17 protein-coding genes, 1 tRNA gene, 1 other RNA gene and 1 pseudogene are annotated in these 15,858 nt (G+C 69.8%); 9 read left to right on the top strand and 11 right to left on the bottom strand.

Features of this window, described 5'->3' with window-relative positions; genetic code table 11:
- Window positions 1-7: 7 nt before the first annotated feature.
- The 3 genes from E1286_RS01985 to E1286_RS01975 are packed head-to-tail and all read right to left on the bottom strand — an operon-like array spanning window position 8 to window position 1,484.
- Complete coding sequence (locus E1286_RS01985; RefSeq protein ID WP_132608539.1) at window positions 8-538, bottom strand: DUF5063 domain-containing protein; 531 nt, start codon at window positions 536-538, stop codon at window positions 8-10.
- Window positions 531-1,130 (bottom strand): recombination mediator RecR, encoded by a 600-nt coding sequence (recR, locus tag E1286_RS01980; RefSeq protein ID WP_106242960.1) that lies wholly within the window; start codon window positions 1,128-1,130, stop codon window positions 531-533. Before recR ends, E1286_RS01985 begins: the two co-directional genes overlap by 8 nt.
- 3 nt (window positions 1,131-1,133) lie before the next feature.
- The gene (locus E1286_RS01975) at window positions 1,134-1,484 is read right to left on the bottom strand and encodes a YbaB/EbfC family nucleoid-associated protein (protein ID WP_111184437.1); all 351 of its coding nucleotides are present in this window, start codon (window positions 1,482-1,484) and stop codon (window positions 1,134-1,136) included.
- A 395-nt stretch (window positions 1,485-1,879) separates the two neighbouring features.
- Between E1286_RS01975 and E1286_RS01970 the strand changes: the two genes are divergently transcribed.
- Window positions 1,880-3,316, top strand: a complete 1,437-nt coding sequence (locus E1286_RS01970; protein ID WP_132608538.1) for a helix-turn-helix domain-containing protein — start codon at window positions 1,880-1,882, stop codon at window positions 3,314-3,316.
- Between the two features lie 291 nt (window positions 3,317-3,607).
- On the opposite strand, the gene E1286_RS01965 is transcribed toward E1286_RS01970, so the two are convergent.
- Together E1286_RS01965 and ffs are read right to left on the bottom strand one after the other, a co-directional pair.
- Window positions 3,608-5,932, bottom strand: a complete 2,325-nt coding sequence (locus E1286_RS01965; RefSeq protein WP_132608537.1) for a DNA polymerase III subunit gamma and tau — start codon at window positions 5,930-5,932, stop codon at window positions 3,608-3,610.
- A 31-nt stretch (window positions 5,933-5,963) separates the two neighbouring features.
- Window positions 5,964-6,059, bottom strand: an RNA gene (gene ffs / locus E1286_RS01960) — signal recognition particle sRNA small type.
- A gap of 95 nt (window positions 6,060-6,154) precedes the next feature.
- On the opposite strand from ffs, the gene E1286_RS01955 reads away from it, so the two are divergent.
- A tRNA-Ser gene (locus tag E1286_RS01955) sits at window positions 6,155-6,242 on the top strand.
- A gap of 442 nt (window positions 6,243-6,684) precedes the next feature.
- On the opposite strand, the gene E1286_RS01945 is transcribed toward E1286_RS01955, so the two are convergent.
- A complete protein-coding gene (locus tag E1286_RS01945) occupies window positions 6,685-7,554 on the bottom strand; it encodes a hypothetical protein (protein WP_132608536.1) in 870 nt (289 codons plus the stop codon).
- A 373-nt stretch (window positions 7,555-7,927) separates the two neighbouring features.
- Here E1286_RS01945 and E1286_RS01940 point away from each other — a divergent pair, with 373 nt between their 5' ends.
- The 3 genes from E1286_RS01940 (at window position 7,928) to E1286_RS01930 (ending at window position 9,861) form a co-directional block, all read left to right on the top strand.
- Window positions 7,928-8,824 (top strand): LysR family transcriptional regulator, encoded by an 897-nt coding sequence (locus tag E1286_RS01940; protein ID WP_246074322.1) that lies wholly within the window; start codon window positions 7,928-7,930, stop codon window positions 8,822-8,824.
- 155 nt (window positions 8,825-8,979) lie between these two features.
- Entirely contained in the window at window positions 8,980-9,522 is a 543-nt protein-coding gene (locus tag E1286_RS01935; RefSeq protein ID WP_132608535.1) for a DapH/DapD/GlmU-related protein, read from the top strand.
- 150 nt (window positions 9,523-9,672) lie between these two features.
- The gene (locus tag E1286_RS01930; protein ID WP_132608534.1) at window positions 9,673-9,861 is read left to right on the top strand and encodes a hypothetical protein; all 189 of its coding nucleotides are present in this window, start codon (window positions 9,673-9,675) and stop codon (window positions 9,859-9,861) included.
- Window positions 9,862-9,957: 96 nt separating this feature from the next.
- Here the strand turns inward: E1286_RS01930 and E1286_RS01925 are convergent, their stop codons facing one another.
- The 3 genes from E1286_RS01925 to E1286_RS51855 all read right to left on the bottom strand — a co-directional run bounded on the left by E1286_RS01925 (window position 9,958) and on the right by E1286_RS51855 (window position 12,275).
- Window positions 9,958-10,926 carry a DUF418 domain-containing protein gene (locus E1286_RS01925; protein ID WP_132608533.1) on the bottom strand — a complete coding sequence of 323 codons (969 nt, stop codon included), beginning with the start codon at window positions 10,924-10,926 and terminating at the stop codon, window positions 9,958-9,960.
- 284 nt (window positions 10,927-11,210) lie between these two features.
- The gene (locus E1286_RS01920; protein ID WP_132608532.1) at window positions 11,211-11,900 is read right to left on the bottom strand and encodes a DUF4097 family beta strand repeat-containing protein; all 690 of its coding nucleotides are present in this window, start codon (window positions 11,898-11,900) and stop codon (window positions 11,211-11,213) included.
- 84 nt (window positions 11,901-11,984) lie between these two features.
- Window positions 11,985-12,275, bottom strand: a complete 291-nt coding sequence (locus E1286_RS51855; RefSeq protein ID WP_425464732.1) for a cytochrome P450 — start codon at window positions 12,273-12,275, stop codon at window positions 11,985-11,987.
- A 55-nt stretch (window positions 12,276-12,330) separates the two neighbouring features.
- Between E1286_RS51855 and E1286_RS01910 the strand changes: the two genes are divergently transcribed.
- On the top strand, window positions 12,331-12,726 hold the full coding sequence (locus E1286_RS01910) for a GNAT family N-acetyltransferase (RefSeq protein WP_132608530.1): 396 nt from the start codon (window positions 12,331-12,333) through the stop codon (window positions 12,724-12,726).
- Window positions 12,727-12,870: 144 nt separating this feature from the next.
- Window positions 12,871-13,266 (top strand): hypothetical protein, encoded by a 396-nt coding sequence (locus E1286_RS01905; protein ID WP_132608529.1) that lies wholly within the window; start codon window positions 12,871-12,873, stop codon window positions 13,264-13,266.
- Window positions 13,267-13,272: 6 nt separating this feature from the next.
- Here the strand turns inward: E1286_RS01905 and E1286_RS51120 are convergent, their stop codons facing one another.
- Entirely contained in the window at window positions 13,273-13,518 is a 246-nt protein-coding gene (locus tag E1286_RS51120) for a hypothetical protein (RefSeq protein WP_281282611.1), read from the bottom strand.
- A gap of 100 nt (window positions 13,519-13,618) precedes the next feature.
- A pseudogene (locus E1286_RS51115) lies at window positions 13,619-13,849 on the bottom strand (LysE family translocator); the annotation flags it as partial.
- A gap of 150 nt (window positions 13,850-13,999) precedes the next feature.
- On the opposite strand from E1286_RS51115, the gene ypfJ (E1286_RS01895) reads away from it, so the two are divergent.
- The gene (gene ypfJ, locus E1286_RS01895) at window positions 14,000-14,959 is read left to right on the top strand and encodes a KPN_02809 family neutral zinc metallopeptidase (protein ID WP_132608528.1); all 960 of its coding nucleotides are present in this window, start codon (window positions 14,000-14,002) and stop codon (window positions 14,957-14,959) included.
- A 62-nt stretch (window positions 14,960-15,021) separates the two neighbouring features.
- A complete protein-coding gene (gene ypfJ, locus E1286_RS01890) occupies window positions 15,022-15,849 on the top strand; it encodes a KPN_02809 family neutral zinc metallopeptidase (protein ID WP_132608527.1) in 828 nt (275 codons plus the stop codon).
- Window positions 15,850-15,858 lie beyond the last annotated feature (9 nt).

The following is a 15,858-nucleotide window of genomic DNA, read 5'->3' as shown; positions in this document are numbered from 1 at the left end:
TGGATGCTCAGGCCGTGGTGACTTCCTCGGCCACGTCGAGGCGGGAATGCGCCGCCAGGGCCTGCAGCGCGCGCATCGCGGCGCCCGCGTGGTTGCCCCAGGTGTTGAAGTAGGAGTACTGCCACCACCACAGCGCCTCGTGCGGGCGGCCGGCGTGAAAGTGACGCAGGCCGTGGATGAGGTCGGCGGCGACCGCCGTCAGGTCGTCCGACAGCCGGTACGGGGTCACCCCGGTGTCCTTGTACGGGTCGAACACCTCCGCGTAGTCGTCGACCGCCTCCAGCCGCTCGGCCAGCGCCGTGCGCACGCCGTCGATGTCGGGGTCTTCGCTCATGGGCGGCTCGTAGTTGCCGGCGAGGATCACGTCGCGGTGGGCGCCCAGCTTGGCGCCTGCCAGGCACACCTGGGCGACCTCCACCAGCAGCAGCGACCAGACGGCGTCTCCGCCCTCGCCGCCCGCCACCCGGGTCATGCCGTCCACGTAGTCCTGCGCGTGCCCGGCGATCTCTTCCGCCAGCGCGCTCCAGTCGTCAGACATCCAGCAGCCTCCGTCCTTCGAACGCCCGGCCCAAGGTCACCTCGTCAGCGTATTCGAGGTCACCGCCGACAGGCAGACCGCTGGCCAGTCGTGTCACTTTGATGCCCATCGGTTTGACCAGACGGGCAAGGTAGGTAGCCGTGGCCTCGCCCTCCAGATTGGGGTCGGTGGCCAGGATGAGCTCGGTGACACGGCCGTCGGCCAGCCGCGTCATGAGTTCGCGAATGCGCAGGTCGTCGGGGCCGACACCGTCGATCGGGCTGATCGCGCCGCCGAGCACGTGGTAGGTGCCGCGGAACTCGCGCGTCTTCTCGATCGCCACGACGTCCTTCGACTCCTCGACCACGCAGATCACATGCGTGTCGCGGCGGGCGTCGCGGCAGATGCGGCACTCCTCCTCGGCGGCCACGTTGCCGCAGACCCGGCAGAAGCGGACCTTCTCCTTGACCTCCAGCAGAGCGTGCGCCAGCCGTTTCACGTCGGCCGGGTCGGCCGCCAGCAGGTGGAACGCGATCCGCTGCGCGCTCTTGGGACCGACGCCGGGAAGCAGCCCCAGCTCGTCGATCAGATTCTGGACGACCCCTTCGTACATCGCCTAGAACCCTGGCAGCTGTCCGAGGCCGCCGCCGCCGAGCCCCTGGGCCAGCGGCCCGAGTTTCTCCTGCTGCAGGTCGGCGGCCGCGCGCACGGCGTCGCGGACGGCCGCGATCACCAGGTCGGCGATCGTGTCGGCGGTGTCCTGCGGGTCACCGCCGTCGATGACGCTCGGGTCGATCTTGAGCTCGAGCAGCTCGCCCGAGCCGTTGACGACGGCCGTGACCAGGCCGCCGCCTGATGAGCCCTCGATCTGCGCGTCGTTGAGCTCCTGCTGGGCGCTCACGAGCTGCTGCTGCATGAGCTGGGCCTGCTCCAGCAGCTGCTGCAGGTTGACATCCCCTGGGTTCACCGTCGTGCGCTCCTCGTGGCTCCGCGTTCTTGACTGCCACGAGCCTACGGTGTTTGGGCGCCGTCATGTACTGGTGGAGTCACCATGTTTCGTGCAGGGATCGCTTACCGGGACAGCTGCCACTTCGCGGCCCTCCGGCGAACGCCGCCCCGGCGCCCTTGGCCGGGGCGGCGAACCGTGATGTCCTGGCCGGGTCTCGGCCCCCCTCCAGCGCCCGAGACCCGGCCATCACGCCGGCGGAGCGGCCGCACCACGCCGACGTGTTGGTCAAAAAAATTACTCACCCTACGTTGCACACACGTTGCGCTCATTCAATCACCCTCCGCAATCCCCCTGAACAGGTTGCGCACAACGGGCATAAGACGGATGCTCTACATGACTACTTGGAGTGACCGATGAGTTACGCCCACCTCGACGCCTACTCCCGACTCCTGCGCGGAGCGTACGAATCCGCAGCGTCCGGGCGGTTCTGGCCCGAGTCGCCCAGACAACTCATCAGGGCATCCTGGCGCCGTTCGTTCGACGCCGGGATCGATCCGGAGGGCACGTCCGCCCCGCTCGTCTACGATGCCTCGCTCATCACCGACATCCGCAAGAACCATCCGCTGCAGCCGCTGCTGCCGCTGATGGCCAAGACGCTGTCCGGGCTGGCCGAGGAGACCGGCCACGTCATGATCGTCACTGACGGCGACGCCCGGGTGCTCTGGCGGGAGGGCAACCACTCGATCATGCGCCGCGCCGACGACATCGGCCTGGCCACCGGCCACCAGTGGACCGAGCACAGCGTCGGCACCAACGGCATCGGCACCGCCCTGGCCGTCGGGCGCCCCGTACACGTCTACTCCGAGGAACACCTCATGCGCGCGCTGCACATCTGGTCGTGCAGCGCCGCGCCCATCACCGACCCCGACACCGGCCGCATCATCGGCTGCGTCGACGTCAGCGGCACCTCCCGCAGCCTCCACCCCGCCACCGTCGCCCTCGTCGCCGCGACGGCCAAGCTCGCCGAGACCGAGCTCGCCCTGCGCATGCACCAGCGCGACGAACGCCTGCGCCGCCGTTACGAGTCACTGCGCAGCCGGCCCGGCATCCTGCTGTCGTCCACCGGCCGCGTCATCTCCGGCGACCCGGCGGGCGGCCTGGGCGGGCGCGTCACCCTCGCCGGGACGACCTTCGCGCCCGGCCAGCGCATGATCCTCAGAGACGGCACGGTCGCCCTCCTCGAACCCTTCTCCGACGGCTACCTGCTGCGTCCGGCGCCGGCCGCCATGCCGTCGTCGCTGCGGCTGTCGTTCCTGGGGGAGAGCACGCCGACCGCGTCACTCGCCGACATCGAGCGTCCCCTGTCACTGCGCCACGCCGAGATCCTCACCCTCCTGGCGCTCCACCGCCACGGCCTGACCGCCGAGCAGCTCTCCTTCCACCTGTACGGCGACGCCGGCAACCCGGTGACCATCAGGGCGGAGATCCACCGGCTGCGCGGCCAACTCGGCAACGCGATCGCGGCCAAGCCGTACCGGCTGACCTGCCCGGTGGAGGCCGACTTCCTGGAGATCCGCCGCCTGCTGGCGGGGGGCGACCCGGCCAGGGTCGCCGCCGCCTACGGCGGCCCTCTCCTCCCTCGCTCCGAGTCACCGGAGATCCGCCGCGAACGCGACGAGCTGGAGGCCCAGGTCCGCGCCTGCCTACTCCGCCGAGGCTCCCCAGACGACCTGTGGGCGTACGCGCAGACCTGCAACGGCCGCGACGACTACGAAATCCTGGAACGCCTCGCCGAACTCCCCCCGACCGACCTCCGCTCGGCTGCCGCCCGCACCCGCCTCCTCCCCTGACCTCGCGAACGCCGCGCACCCGTACCTACCGGACCCGAGCCGCGGCTGGCCGGCCGCTTCGGCTGCGGAACGCATCTCCTGACCGCTGTTCCCGTGTACGCGGGAACAGCCGTGCCTGTGACGCAACCCGGTGTGGGCAGACGGGGTCAGACGCCAGAGGGGATCACCTCGGCGGTGCCGTGGCGTGGACGTGGTCGATCGACGGCGGCGCGCATGGCCACCGTGCGGCGCGCGACCCCGCCCACGCCTCATCTGGAGACGACGGGCGGGTGCTCGCCGCTCAGGGGTGCGTCAGGTGTGGTCGATCTCGCCGATGACCTGGGCGTCCAGCTCGCGTTCGAGCAAGGCCATGCCCGAGACGGCGTCCACGTCGGCGTCGGCGTCGTTGAGGGGGTCGACGTCGTCCACGTCGGCGCTCTTGTCGCGTCCCGGGATCGCCTCCGGCCAGGCGGAGGCACCGCCCCGGGCGGAGGCGCCGGCCCGTGCGGAGGGCACGCGCGGGCCCGCCTGGGCGGCCGCCTGAGCCGCCGAACGCGCGGCGGCGCGACCCGCTCCCCCGCCTCCCGCCGGAGCGGCGGCGACGGTACGGGTCGGGTCGGGGCCGGGCGGGGCGGCAGGACCGGGATCGTCGGGAGCGTCAGGCCAGGACTCGTCCGTGGTGGCACGTCCCGGCGGAGGGGCGGGCGGCTGTGCGGCCTCCTCACCGCCCCTGTCGTCGTGGGGCGCGCCGTGCGACGCCGTACGCCCCTGAGGGCCGGCTGTCCCCTGGCCCGCGGCCGGCGGGGCCGTCTGGGCGCCGGGCACCGGCCCTGCGGGCGCACCTCCGTGCGACGGAGGACGTACGGGGCCCCGCGACGCGGAGGGCGCCGGCGAGCCGCCCACGACGGCCTCCACCTTCCAGGTGCCGCCGAGCACCTCGCCCAGCACCCCGGCCACCACGGCGTCCTTGCCGCCGCCGGTGAAGTTCTTCATGGCGCCGACCTGCGTGAAGCCGAGCGTCACGATGTTGCCTTCGACGCCCACCACCTGGGCGTTGGTGCTCACGTTGGCCCAGACGACGATGCTGCGCTGCTTGAGCGCGGCGAGCACGGCGGGCCACTGAGCCTGAACGCCACCCGTACCGGCCGACGCCGGAGCCCCCTGAGGGGCGCCACTGTGAGGAGACGGGACGGGAGCGCTCGGGGCCGGCGCCGGACTCCCCGGCCTGACCGCCTCCGGCCAGTCGTCCGCCCCAGGAGAAGCCGCGGCCCGGGGCGCAGCGGCGCCACCGCCGTCCGCGTCACCGCCGCCATGGGACGCCGTACCGGACGGGACCGGCTGCCCGCCCTGGGCGGCCGGCGTCTGAACACCTGCCGGCTGACCAGGCTGCGACGCGCCGTTCATGACGGGGGCGCTGGGCGCAGGCGGCTGAGGAGCAGGGGCCTGGGACGAGGGCGCGCGGGCGGCCATCTGGGCGACGGCGCCGCCGCGTTCGAGACGCTCGATGCGGGCGAGCAGGGCCGCCTCGCCCTGCGCCGCACCCGGGAGCAGAACGCGCGCGCACATCAGCTCCAGCAGCAGACGCGGTGAGGTCGCCCCGCGCATCTCGGTGAGCCCGGCGTTGAACACCTCGGCCGCGCGGGTCAGCTCGGCGGGCCCCATCGAGGCGGCCTGCTGCACGAGCCGCTCCAGCTCGTCGGCGGGACGGTCGAGCAGCCCGCTGGAGGCCGCTTCCGGAACGTTCGCCAGGATCACCAGGTCGCGGAAGCGTTCGAGCAGGTCGGCGGCGAAGCGGCGGGGGTCGTGGCCGCCCTCGATCACCCGGTTGACCGTGTGGAAGACCTGCGCGCCGTCACGGGCCGCGAACGCGTTGACGACCTCGTCGAGCAGGTCGCCGTCGGTGTAGCCCAGCAGCGAGACGGCCTTGGCGTACGTGATGCCGCCGTCGTCGGCCCCGGCGAGGAGCTGGTCGAGGATGGACAACGTGTCACGCGCGGACCCGGCCCCGGCGCGTACGACCAGGGGCAGCGCAGTCGGTTCGTACGGCACGTTCTCGGAGGTGAGGATCTCCTCCATCAGCGCCCGGAGCGTCGCCGGCGGCATCAGCCGGAACGGATAGTGGTGCGTGCGCGACTTGATGGTGCCGATGACCTTTTCCGGCTCCGTCGTCGCGAAGATGAACTTCAGGTGCGGCGGGGGCTCCTCGACGAGCTTGAGCAGCGCGTTGAAACCCTCGCGGGTCACCATGTGCGCCTCGTCGATGATGTAGATCTTGTAGCGCGCCGAGACGGGGGCGAAGAACGCCCGCTCACGCAGGTCGCGCGCGTCGTCGACACCACCGTGGGAGGCGGCGTCGATCTCGATGACGTCGAGGTGGCCGGGCCCGGTCGGGGCCAGCGCGACACACGACTCGCACACACCGCACGGATCGGGCGTGGGGCCCTGCTCGCAGTTGAGCGAGCGCGCCAGGATGCGGGCGCTGGAGGTCTTGCCGCAGCCGCGGGGACCGCTGAACAGGTAGGCGTGGTTGATCCGGCCCGTACGCAGTGCCTGCCGGAGCGGGTCAGTGACGTGCTCCTGACCCTTGACCTCGGCGAAGGTCCCGGGTCGGTACTTGCGGTAAAGCGCAAGGCTCATGCGACCATCCCGCCTGCGAGGGGGCTCCCAACGAAGAGACCCCCCGCACACCCGCCAGAGCCCGCTTATCCTTGCTGCCTTCCGGCCCTGGGGAGGTTCACAGGATGACGCCGCGCGAGGGGTCCAGTGACAGTCTAGCCGGACGGCGCAGTGCTCGCTCCACCCTGAAGCCACTGGAAATCGTGGTCCGCACACCCCGAGAAGTCCGGTAAGCTCGTCGGCGGAGGATTCGCCTAGTGGCCGAGGGCGCACGCTTGGAAAGCGTGTAAAGGGCAACCTTTCGGGGGTTCAAATCCCCCATCCTCCGCCAGTCCAGAAGGGGTGTGCCGTGATCACGGCACACCCCTTCTGGTTTTCCGTCCGAGTTTGGGTCTCAGTTGAGCCCTCCACGCACCAGGACGAGCGGATCCCCCAGGGCCGTCGAACCCGCGCTGTCGGCTTGAGGAATCCAGACCACGCTGGCCGACGAGCTCGCCGTCTTCCTGCGCGCAGGACCGCGACGTCATCCGCACGACCATCGACGACTTCCTCTTCCGCCGTGCACAGCGCTACCGACGCGGCCCCGACGCCGTCGCGGCCGGGCCGGCTTCGGCGAGGCGCACGAACCGCATCCACGACCGGTCGACGGTGCTTCGCACGCCGAGCAGCCTCGGCGGAGCCGCCGCTGACCTGCGCTACCGTTGAGCTGAGTCCGGCACACTGATCCTGTGCCGGACTCAGCCCAAGATCGCGGGTCGCGGCGTTTCCGGTTTCTAGCTCTTGCTCCAGACCGACGCGATGACGCCGTCCTCAGCGCTCAGGATCTGCGGCTGGTAACCGAGCGCCTTCATCTGGGCCGACTTGACCGTGTAGGTCACCTTGGACAGGCCCAGGTACTCCTTCAGGCCGGTCGAGCTGCCCTTGCTCCACACGGTGGTGTACAGCTTGCCGGGTTCGACGGCCATGAGGACCGGGCGCAGACCCTGCCTCGTCTTCTCCAGCAGTTCCTTGCCGCGCTGCTCCACGGTCTGGCCGAGCGTCACCTGGACGGTGCCCGCGACGGCGCCGGTCACCCAGACGGCCGCGTAGAGGGGCTTCTCGACCGTGCCGTACACGTCCAGCGACGCGAGGCTGTAACCGGCGGCGGTGAGCTCGGTGTTGACCTTCACGAAGGTCTCCCTGCTCATGCTCAGCTGGGACTTGCCCAGCTGAGCGGTCTTCTCGAAAACCGCCGCGAGGACCGCGCTCGAACCGGAACCGGTGGCGGTGATCAGCTTGGGCTGGAAGCCCGCCGCCGCCTGCTCCTGGATGCGCTTGGGCAGGTCCGTGGCCGACAGGCCCTGCAGGACGTTCACCTTGCGGGTGGCGTCCTTGGTCCACAGGGACGTGTACTGCGGGTTGGCCGCGTTGGTCACGTTCAGAGCCGTGGGAACGTAGCCCTTGCCCAGGAGGTCCTTGACACGCTGGATCAGCTTCGAGCCGCTGAGCGCGTCGAGGGAGAGCCAGTCCAGTGACTGGCTCTGCACGGCCTGAGCGGTCGTGGCAGGCTGGGCGGCCATCGCCGGGGAGGCGAGTGCCAGCAGGGGCGCGGTAGCGGTCGCCACGGCAGCGGTAAGGACGGCCACCTTCTTCGCGTTCCTCATGTTCCTCCTCAGGAGTAAAGGTTGCCCCAATTGGGGACAAGTGGGGACCATAACAGAGCATGAGTACGCGGCAACCAATAGTTACCGACATCGTGACAAGGCTGTGTCAAATCTTCCGACTGCCCGAGGAGCGTCGTCTGGGCCGAGGAGCCGGCGGGCGCCCAACGTTGCGGCCGGATCCGGCCAGGCGGTCAACCCGCATGGCCACCGTGTTCCGGACAACCGAGTGACGTGCTGCTACGCGCACTTGGCCACTCGCGACGGACAACCGGCGGTTCGGTGGCTCGAACCACATCGGTCACGCCGGAGCGTGATCAAACAACCGATCCACGGCGAGCCACAACGATCAGTTGTGCGCGCCTAGGGTGAGCCGGTGGACACCGAGGCATTGCGATCGTTCGTCCGGGCGGCCAGGCTCGGGCAGCTGCAACATGCGGCCGATGAGCTGGGCGTGACGCAGCAGGCAGTCTCCAAGCGGATCGCCGCCCTGGAGCGCGAGCTGGAAGTCCGTCTGTTCACACGTACCGCCCGAGGGGTTGAGCTGACGCTCGACGGTCAGGCGTTTCTCCCCCACGCGCGGAGCATCGTCGCGGGTGTCGATCGCGCCATCACCGCGGTCATGCCGGGTTTCCGGGCCCTTCGGATCGACGTTCTCGGCCTGCGGAGCGCGCAGGCCGTTGTTCTGCACGACTATTGGCGGTTACATCCCGAAACGAACCTCGACGTGGTGATTCTCCGGGTCGACGACCCGCGCGTGGCGGCCGCGGCCGTCGAAGCAGGCGATATCGACGCCTCGTTCCGCACCGTCACCGCCCCACACACACTGCCGCCCGACGTGCGGATGATTCACGCGTTCGGCTCTCCGCTGCAGCTTCTCGTCGGCCCGAGACATCCGCTCGCCTCCGCGCGAAGCCTGACGCCGCCGCAGCTGCGTAAGCACCGGATTTGGGTGCCGGGTATCGCGCCCAGAAGCGAATGGGCGGAGTTCTACGATCAGCTCGCCACCGAATTCGACCTACGCATCGACGCGGTAGGCCCGCACTTCGGAGACGAGGTGCTCCTGGACACCCTCGCGGAATCCGCGGACGTGGCCACCCTCGTCGGGGCACGCGACCGGTACATCTGGCCGACGAACCACGACCTGCGCCGCATCCCCATCGTGAATCCCACCCTCGCCTACCCGCTCTCGCTCATCCTCCCCAGAACGAATCCACACCCAGGACTCCGTGGACTCATCACCCACCTCGGAAGCCTGCCGAGGCTGTCCTGAGACGGTCTGGCTCCCGTCCTGGGCGACGACGCCGCGGCGCGGCGACAGCGCACACGCTCACAGGTCCTAACCCGACAGAGGCGACTCGACCGGCTGCGGACAGCAGCCTCCACCAGCGCTTATCCAGTAACCGGTACACCAGAAAGGGTCGTGGCATGTCCAGTGACCGTCTCATGCGCATCCATGGCGCCGAGTTCCAGGCCATGGCCGAGAGGGTCCTGCGGGCCACCGAGCTCACCTCCCGCCTGAACGTCCTGCCCTTCGAGGACGAAGCGGGCAAGGCGGAACTGTTCGAACAGATCCTCGGCAAGCCGCTGCCGGCGAGAGTCACGATCTATCCGCCCTTCTACACGGATCACGGCCTTCACCTGGACCTCGCCGAGCAGGTGTTCATCAACCAGAACTGCACGTTCCTCGACTACGCCGGCATCCGGCTCGGCGAGCGCGTGATGGTCGGACCAAAGGCCACGTTCATCACCGTCGGTCACCCGGTCGATCCTGAGGAGCGACGGGGGTGGTTGAGCGGCGCGCCCATCGACGTGGCGGACAACGTGTGGATCGGCGCCGGTGCCACGATCCTGCCCGGGGTCAGCATCGGCCGTGATGCCGTGGTCGCCGCCGGCGCGGTCGTGGCCGATGACGTTCCGCCGGCGAGCCTGGTGACCGGTGGTAAGGCAACCGTGCATCGACGGTGGTGACGACCTCTCCTGGGGCCACGCCGAGCGCCGGACCACGGCAGGCGCAGCCTGGCCGAAGTCGACTGGACTCGTGAAGTCGACCCGGAACTCGCCCGGTCCTGGGATCACATAGAGAGCTCACAGGGCCTCAGCCCTATGGGCGAAGAGTCCATGTCTGACAGCCTCTACCTGTCCGAGCACAACGAGGGCCAGGTGTACCCGCTCAACCCGCACGTCATCGGTCCGGATGGCGCGTGGGAGGCATGGGATGTCGCGTCCTGGCGTCCGAGCGAGATCCGCTACAGATCGTGCTGGGATCTCATGGAGGACCAATTCGGCGATTACCTGTCGCGACGTTGATACGCCCTGCTCGGAGCACCTCGACAGCACCGACTTCGACGATCGCTGCTGTTCCCGGTCTCCCCGCATGCGTCTTGACCAGCGCCGTGAATGGGCTCAGTTCGTGCGGATGCGCAGGACCGAGCGGTGGCCCCAGGTGGCCCACCGCCAGAGCCACTCCATGGGGCCCTGGCGGTGGCGGCGCAGCCAGAGGGTGGCGAACAGCCACTGGGCCGTGAGGATGGCTCCCGCGACCAGGTACGCCGCCGTCAAGGATCGCCCGATCGGCAGGCCGAGGATGTGGGTGGCCGCCAGGACGAGGAGTGTGGCGGTCAGGTAATTGGTCAGTGCCATCCGGCCCAGTGGCACGAAGACGGCCCGCAGCGCCGGTCGCAGCGGTGTTCTGAGCAGGAGCAGCAGGGCGCACACGTACACACCGGCGAGCAGCAGATCCGCCAGGCTGGACGTGAAAGACGGCTGCGCCGTGTCCGCCCCCGTTCGCACGTTTGCCTGTACCCACAGGGCAGAGACAGCCCCCGCCGCGAAGACCAGGCCCAGCAGGAACGGCCCTCGGGCGGACCGGTCGATCTGCTCGATCACCCCGTATCGGACGAGTGCCGAGCCCAGCAGGAACAGCCCGGCGATGAGCAAGGGTCCACCCCCGCCGAAGACGAGCGCGGCCGGGACGAGTGCGGCGGCGAGGCCGGCCACGGCCCACCGCGGCAGCCAGGTCGAGGGCAACAACACCAGCATGCCGACGATCGCGTACTTGGTCAGGATGTCGCCCGGCCACAGCAGCATATGCACGAGGCCGATCGCGAGGAGCGCCACAAGCCGGCGCAGCAGGACCAGCCATGGGCGGGTGACCCGGTTCGCGGCGGAGTCCAGCAGCAGCGAGAACCCGATACCGAACAGCAGGGAGAAGATCGGGAGCCCGAGCCAGGGGTCCCAGTCGCCCATGGGCTGCGTCACGACGGCGGTGCCGTCGTTGGCTATCAGCTGGATGTTGGCGAGCAGGATCTCGCACAGCGTGAACCCGCGCAGGACGTCGAGCGCGGCGATACGCGCTCGGCCCGGGGAGGTCATCGCGGGGCCTCCCATGCCGTCGCCTCGGCGCGGGCGGCGGGGACACCGGGACCGCGGGCCAGACCTCCGGCGTTCAGTCCTAAAGCGTGATCTTTATGAAGCATGGGCCTCATCCTGGAGATGTGGCCCGGTGCGGACACCGACCACAAGTCGGGGTCTCGCACGTACTTTCGGCCGGTTCAGCGCTCAGCTGTCGGCCGCCCCGTATCGCTCACGCGTTCAAAGGAGGGACCATGCCGGAGACCTCCGAAGCGGCCCCGGCACGTCCGCCATGGAAGGGTCGTTCAGGATCCGGTGACCTTGATGGCGCCGGAGTCGCTGGACAGGGTGAGTGAGCGCGGGGCCGAGGCGTCGTGCGGTGTGCCGATCTCCTTGCGGCCCGAGTCGGTGGTCGTGGTGATGTTGTACGGCCCGCCCGGCACGCGCACCTCCGTGCTCCCCGAGTCGGCCGACGTCTCGACCTTGTCCGGCTGAGCGGTGAAGGCCAGCGTGATGGCGCCCGAGTCGCTCTCCATGACGACCTGCCGGGACGCCAGCCCGCCGGCCTCGATCGAGCCCGAGTCGCTGGTGACGTCCACGTCGCCGGACAGGTCCCGCAGCGTCACGTTCCCGGAGTCGCTGACGGCGGTGACGCGCAGCCCCTTGGGGATCTCGACCTCGTAGCCGACGTCGCAGCTCCCGCCGCCCAGCCAGCCGCCGGGGCAGCTGAACCCGAGCACCAGCGTGTCGCCCTGCGTCTCATGCGTGGCCTCGGGCTTGTCCTTGCGCCAGGTGAGGCGCTCGGTCACGTGGACGCCCTGCCGGTCCGACTCGACGACCTCGATGCCGCCCGAGTCGGCCTCGATCCGTATCGCGCTCACCTTGTCGGTGACGTCGTACGACACCGTGTCCTTCTCGAGCGCGCCGGCGAGGCCGCACCCCGTCAACACCGCCGCGAGCGCCACCGAACCCGCCACCACACCTGAGCTCCTCATGCGCATGAGTCTCCAGGAAGCAGGCCGGGACGGCGTCCGGGACGTCCCTGAACGCCCCCTGACAGCACCCCCGAGACCGGCTCCCTACCAGGCGACCGGAAGCGCATGCACGCCGAAGAAGTCCGACTTGGTACGCAACGGCACGTCCTCGGGCGGTACGGCCAGGCGCAGGCCGGGGAAGCGCTCGACCAGCGCGGCGAAGGCGACCCGCATCTCGACGCGGGCCAGCTGCTGACCAAGGCACTGGTGGATGCCGAGGAGGTAGCCCGCATCCACACGGTGATGCGCGAGCTGGTCGAGTCGCTCAGGGACAACGGGCCCGGACCTGACCGCCGGCAGCTCATGCTCGGCGTGGTGGCCATACCGCCGCCTCACTCCACGTCCTGAAATCTCTTTGCGCACGCGGGCGCGCGGCGTCTACCGTCGCCGCATGACGGTGGAGTACGCCTGGCGGGGCCGGTTCGAGAACGCCGCGCTCAACGCGCTGCACGCCGAAGGCTTCGGCCATGAGCCACTGGGCGACGACTGGTGGGGTCAGGTCAACCGGCACAGCCTCGGGTGGGTGTGCGCGAACGACTCCGGCAGGCTGGTCGGCTTCGTCAACGTGGCCTGGGACGGCGGCGTGCATGCCTTCGTCCTCGACACGCTCGTGGCGCGCGGGCTACGGCGGGCCGGCGTCGGCGCGCGGCTCGTCGCCCTCGCGGCCGCGAACGCCCGGGAGGCCGGCTGCGAGTGGCTGCACGTCGACTTCGACGACGACCTGAAGGACTTCTACTTCGGCGCCTGCGGGTTCCGGCCGACGAACGCGGGCCTCATAGCCCTGTGACGAGTTTCCCCGGGGCCCTTTCCGGTGAAAGCGTCAGGCCCTGATGCCGGCCGGTTATGCGACCGCGCCGTGACGTCGGCACATACCCAGTCCGCATTTGCCGCCCTCGTCACTCCCGTTCACGATCCCGAGGGAGGAGGCGAGATGTCCGAGTCGTATGACGTCGAGGTGATGCCGCCGTCCGTCGCCGTCGCCCGGTTCTGCATGTGGGTGCAGGCGATCCTGGGGCTGGTCGGGGTGTTGCTGCTGGTCGTCCTGCTGGGTGGCGCGTTTCCCGTCGCGCTGGCCGGCATGCTGGTCGCGGGACTGGCCGTCCCGCTGGCGACGCTGCTGCTGATCGCGTTCCTGGCGTTGCGGATGCGCTCGCGGCGCGGCTGGGTCCGTACGGCCGGGCTGGTGGTGGAGCTGCTGATCACCCTGCTGGGTCTCTGGCAGCTCGTGCAGGACGTCACGATCGGCAACCTGCTGGGCGCGATCATGGCCGGGGCGGTGTTCGGTCTGCTGTGCCGGCCGTCGTCGGCGACATGGTTCGACCGGTGAACGTGCTCAGGCGCTGACGACGGCCTTGGAACGGTCGGTCGCCATGCTGACGGCGAAGGCGCCGAGCACGGTCCCGGTGACGTAACGCTGCACGCGTAGCCAGACCGGGCGCCGGGCCAGGAAGGCGGCCAGCGCACCCGCCGAGATCACGATGAGGCCGTTGACCAGCGTGCCGACCGCGATCTGCACGGACCCGAGCGCGAGGCTCTGCAGCAACACGTGTCCCATCGACGGGTCGACGAACTGCGGCAGCAGCGACAGGTGCAGGATCGCGATCTTGGGGTTTGAGCAGGCAGGTCAGCAACCCCATCGAGAAGAGCCTGCCGGGCCGCTCCACGGGCAGCTCGCGCGGCTCGAACGCCGAAGCGCCGCCCGGCCTGACGGCGTTCCAGGCCAGCCAGAGCAGGTACGCGGCCCCGGCGAGCTTCAGCGCCGTGTACGCGGCCGGCACGTACGCGAAAACGGCCGTCAGCCCGAGACAGGTCGCGGTCAGGTACACGGTGAAGCCGAGGAAGACCCCCGTCAGCGAGATCATCCCCGAGCGGCGGTCCTGCGTGATCGACCGGGAGACCAGATAGATCATGTTCGGCCCGGGCGTGAGCACCATGCCCAGAGAAACCAGCGCGATCCGATCAATCCCCCCGTCATACCGGCACATATCCGACAAATCCCAAAAAATCATGCAACTATTATTGCCCTGCGTATTCATCCCACTACGGGGAAGAACCGCGGAATGCAGTTCGACGACGATGCGCGGCTCGATCCCTCGCAGGTCGAGGACGCCAGGGCCTCCGGTCCGTCGCCACGCGGCGGCCCCGGCGGAATGCCCGGCGGCTGCATGCTGCCCATCGGCCGCCGGGGCGGCTGCGGCGGTTGTCTCATCCTGATCGTCGCGGCGGTCGGGATGCTGCTGTTCGGGGTGGTGCCCTCACCGTTCCCCGGCGAGGAGGACGGCCAGCAGGGCGGCGGCCGGATGCCGAGCCCGCCGCCGACCTCCGCGCCCTCCCCGACCGGCAACCTCGCGGAACGCTGCCGGACGGGCGCCGACGCCGACCAGTCGGAGGACTGCCGCATCGTCGGCACGGTCAACAGCATCCAGTCGTACTGGCGGCAGGCGTTCGCCGAACAGGGGCGGACGTACACGCCGGCCAGGACGGTGCTGTTCTCGCAGGCGGTTGACACGGCCTGCGGCATGGCCGACTCCGCCGTTGGCCCGTTCTACTGCCCGGCCGACCGCAAGGTCTACCTGGACCTGTCGTTCTTCAACACGCTCCAGCGCGACTTCGGGGCCGAGGGCGGCCCGTTCGCCCAGGCGTACGTCGTCGCCCATGAGTACGGCCACCACGTCCAGAACCTGCTCGGCACCATGAACCGGGTCGGCAGCGACAACCGTCCCGGCGCCGGCAGCCCGTCGGTACGCCTCGAACTCCAGGCCGACTGCTACGCCGGTGTCTGGGCGCACAACGCGGTCAAGACCGGCTTCTACGAGGCGCCGTTCACGCAGGCCGACATCGACCAGGCGCTGAGCGCCGCCGCGGCGGTCGGCGACGACAGCATCCAGCGCCGCTCCCAGGGCCGCGTGACCCCCGACGCGTTCACGCACGGCACCTCCGAGCAGCGCACGAGGTGGTTCGGCATCGGGTACGACACCGGCGACCCGACACGCTGCGACACCTTCACCGGCCGCATCTGACGTCATTTCGCGGCTTTTCTGGGAAGTCGTCCTTGCGACGATGACCCAGAAGGGACGTCAACATGGACTTCAGGGACCAGGCCGACCTCGACTCCTCCCAGGTCGAGGACGCGGGCGGCGGCGGCGGTTTCTCAGGCCCACCAGGCGGCATGATCATCGGCGGTGGCGGCATCGTCAGCCTGATCGTGTTCGTGCTCGTGATGGTCCTGAACAACGTGGGCGGCGGCGCCGAGCCCGCCCAGCAGCGGCCTCCGTCCAACCTGTCGCAGCAGTGCCAGACCGGCAAGGACGCCGACCAGTCGGAGCGGTGCCGGGTGGTGGGCGTGGTCAACAGCATCCAGGACTACTGGAAGCAGGAAATATCCGAATATCGGCTAGCGAAGACCGTCCTGTACACCGGCCAGGTCCGCACCGCCTGCGGCTCCGCCGACTCCTCCGCCGGCCCGTTCTACTGCCCCGGCGACCGCCGCGTCTACCTCGACCTGAGCTTCTTCGACCAGCTCCACCGCCAGTTCGGCGCGCAGGGCGGCCCGTTCGCCCAGGCGTACGTGATCGCCCACGAGTACGGCCACCACGTGCAGAACCTGCTCGGCGCGCTCGACGCGGGCAGCTCGGTCCCCGTCGAGCTGCAGGCCGACTGCTACGCCGGCGTCTGGGCGCACAACGCGACCACGACCGGCTTCTACGAAAGACCCTTCACCCAGACGGAGATCGCCCAGGCCCTCGACGCCGCGGCGGCCGTGGGCGACGACAGGATCCAGCAGCGCACCATGGGCAGAGTCGACCCAGAATCGTTCACCCACGGCAGCTCCGCGCAACGCGTCAACGCGTTCGAGCGCGGCTACGAGAACGGCTCCCCAGCCGACTGCGACCTCAATGACCTGGGCTGATGCCATCGG

The organism is Nonomuraea terrae (genome assembly GCF_004348995.1).
Taxonomy (GTDB): Bacteria; Actinomycetota; Actinomycetes; order Streptosporangiales; family Streptosporangiaceae; genus Nonomuraea; species Nonomuraea terrae.
This window is presented reverse-complemented; position numbering and strand designations above follow the sequence as displayed.

Excerpts from the sequence above, each read along its gene's own strand:
- E1286_RS01985 (WP_132608539.1), bottom strand. The coding sequence starts at position 538 with ATGTCTGACGACTGGAGCGCGCTGGCGGAAGAGATCGCCGGGCACGCG.
- recR (WP_106242960.1), bottom strand. The coding sequence starts at position 1,130 with ATGTACGAAGGGGTCGTCCAGAATCTGATCGACGAGCTGGGGCTGCTT.
- E1286_RS01970 (WP_132608538.1), top strand. The coding sequence starts at position 1,880 with ATGAGTTACGCCCACCTCGACGCCTACTCCCGACTCCTGCGCGGAGCG.
- E1286_RS01965 (WP_132608537.1), bottom strand. The coding sequence starts at position 5,932 with ATGAGCCTTGCGCTTTACCGCAAGTACCGACCCGGGACCTTCGCCGAG.
- E1286_RS01945 (WP_132608536.1), bottom strand. The coding sequence starts at position 7,554 with ATGAGGAACGCGAAGAAGGTGGCCGTCCTTACCGCTGCCGTGGCGACC.
- E1286_RS01935 (WP_132608535.1), top strand. The coding sequence starts at position 8,980 with ATGTCCAGTGACCGTCTCATGCGCATCCATGGCGCCGAGTTCCAGGCC.
- E1286_RS01930 (WP_132608534.1), top strand. The coding sequence starts at position 9,673 with ATGTCTGACAGCCTCTACCTGTCCGAGCACAACGAGGGCCAGGTGTAC.
- E1286_RS01925 (WP_132608533.1), bottom strand. The coding sequence starts at position 10,926 with ATGACCTCCCCGGGCCGAGCGCGTATCGCCGCGCTCGACGTCCTGCGC.
- E1286_RS01920 (WP_132608532.1), bottom strand. The coding sequence starts at position 11,900 with ATGAGGAGCTCAGGTGTGGTGGCGGGTTCGGTGGCGCTCGCGGCGGTG.
- E1286_RS01910 (WP_132608530.1), top strand. The coding sequence starts at position 12,331 with ATGACGGTGGAGTACGCCTGGCGGGGCCGGTTCGAGAACGCCGCGCTC.
- E1286_RS01905 (WP_132608529.1), top strand. The coding sequence starts at position 12,871 with ATGTCCGAGTCGTATGACGTCGAGGTGATGCCGCCGTCCGTCGCCGTC.
- ypfJ (WP_132608528.1), top strand. The coding sequence starts at position 14,000 with ATGCAGTTCGACGACGATGCGCGGCTCGATCCCTCGCAGGTCGAGGAC.
- ypfJ (WP_132608527.1), top strand. The coding sequence starts at position 15,022 with ATGGACTTCAGGGACCAGGCCGACCTCGACTCCTCCCAGGTCGAGGAC.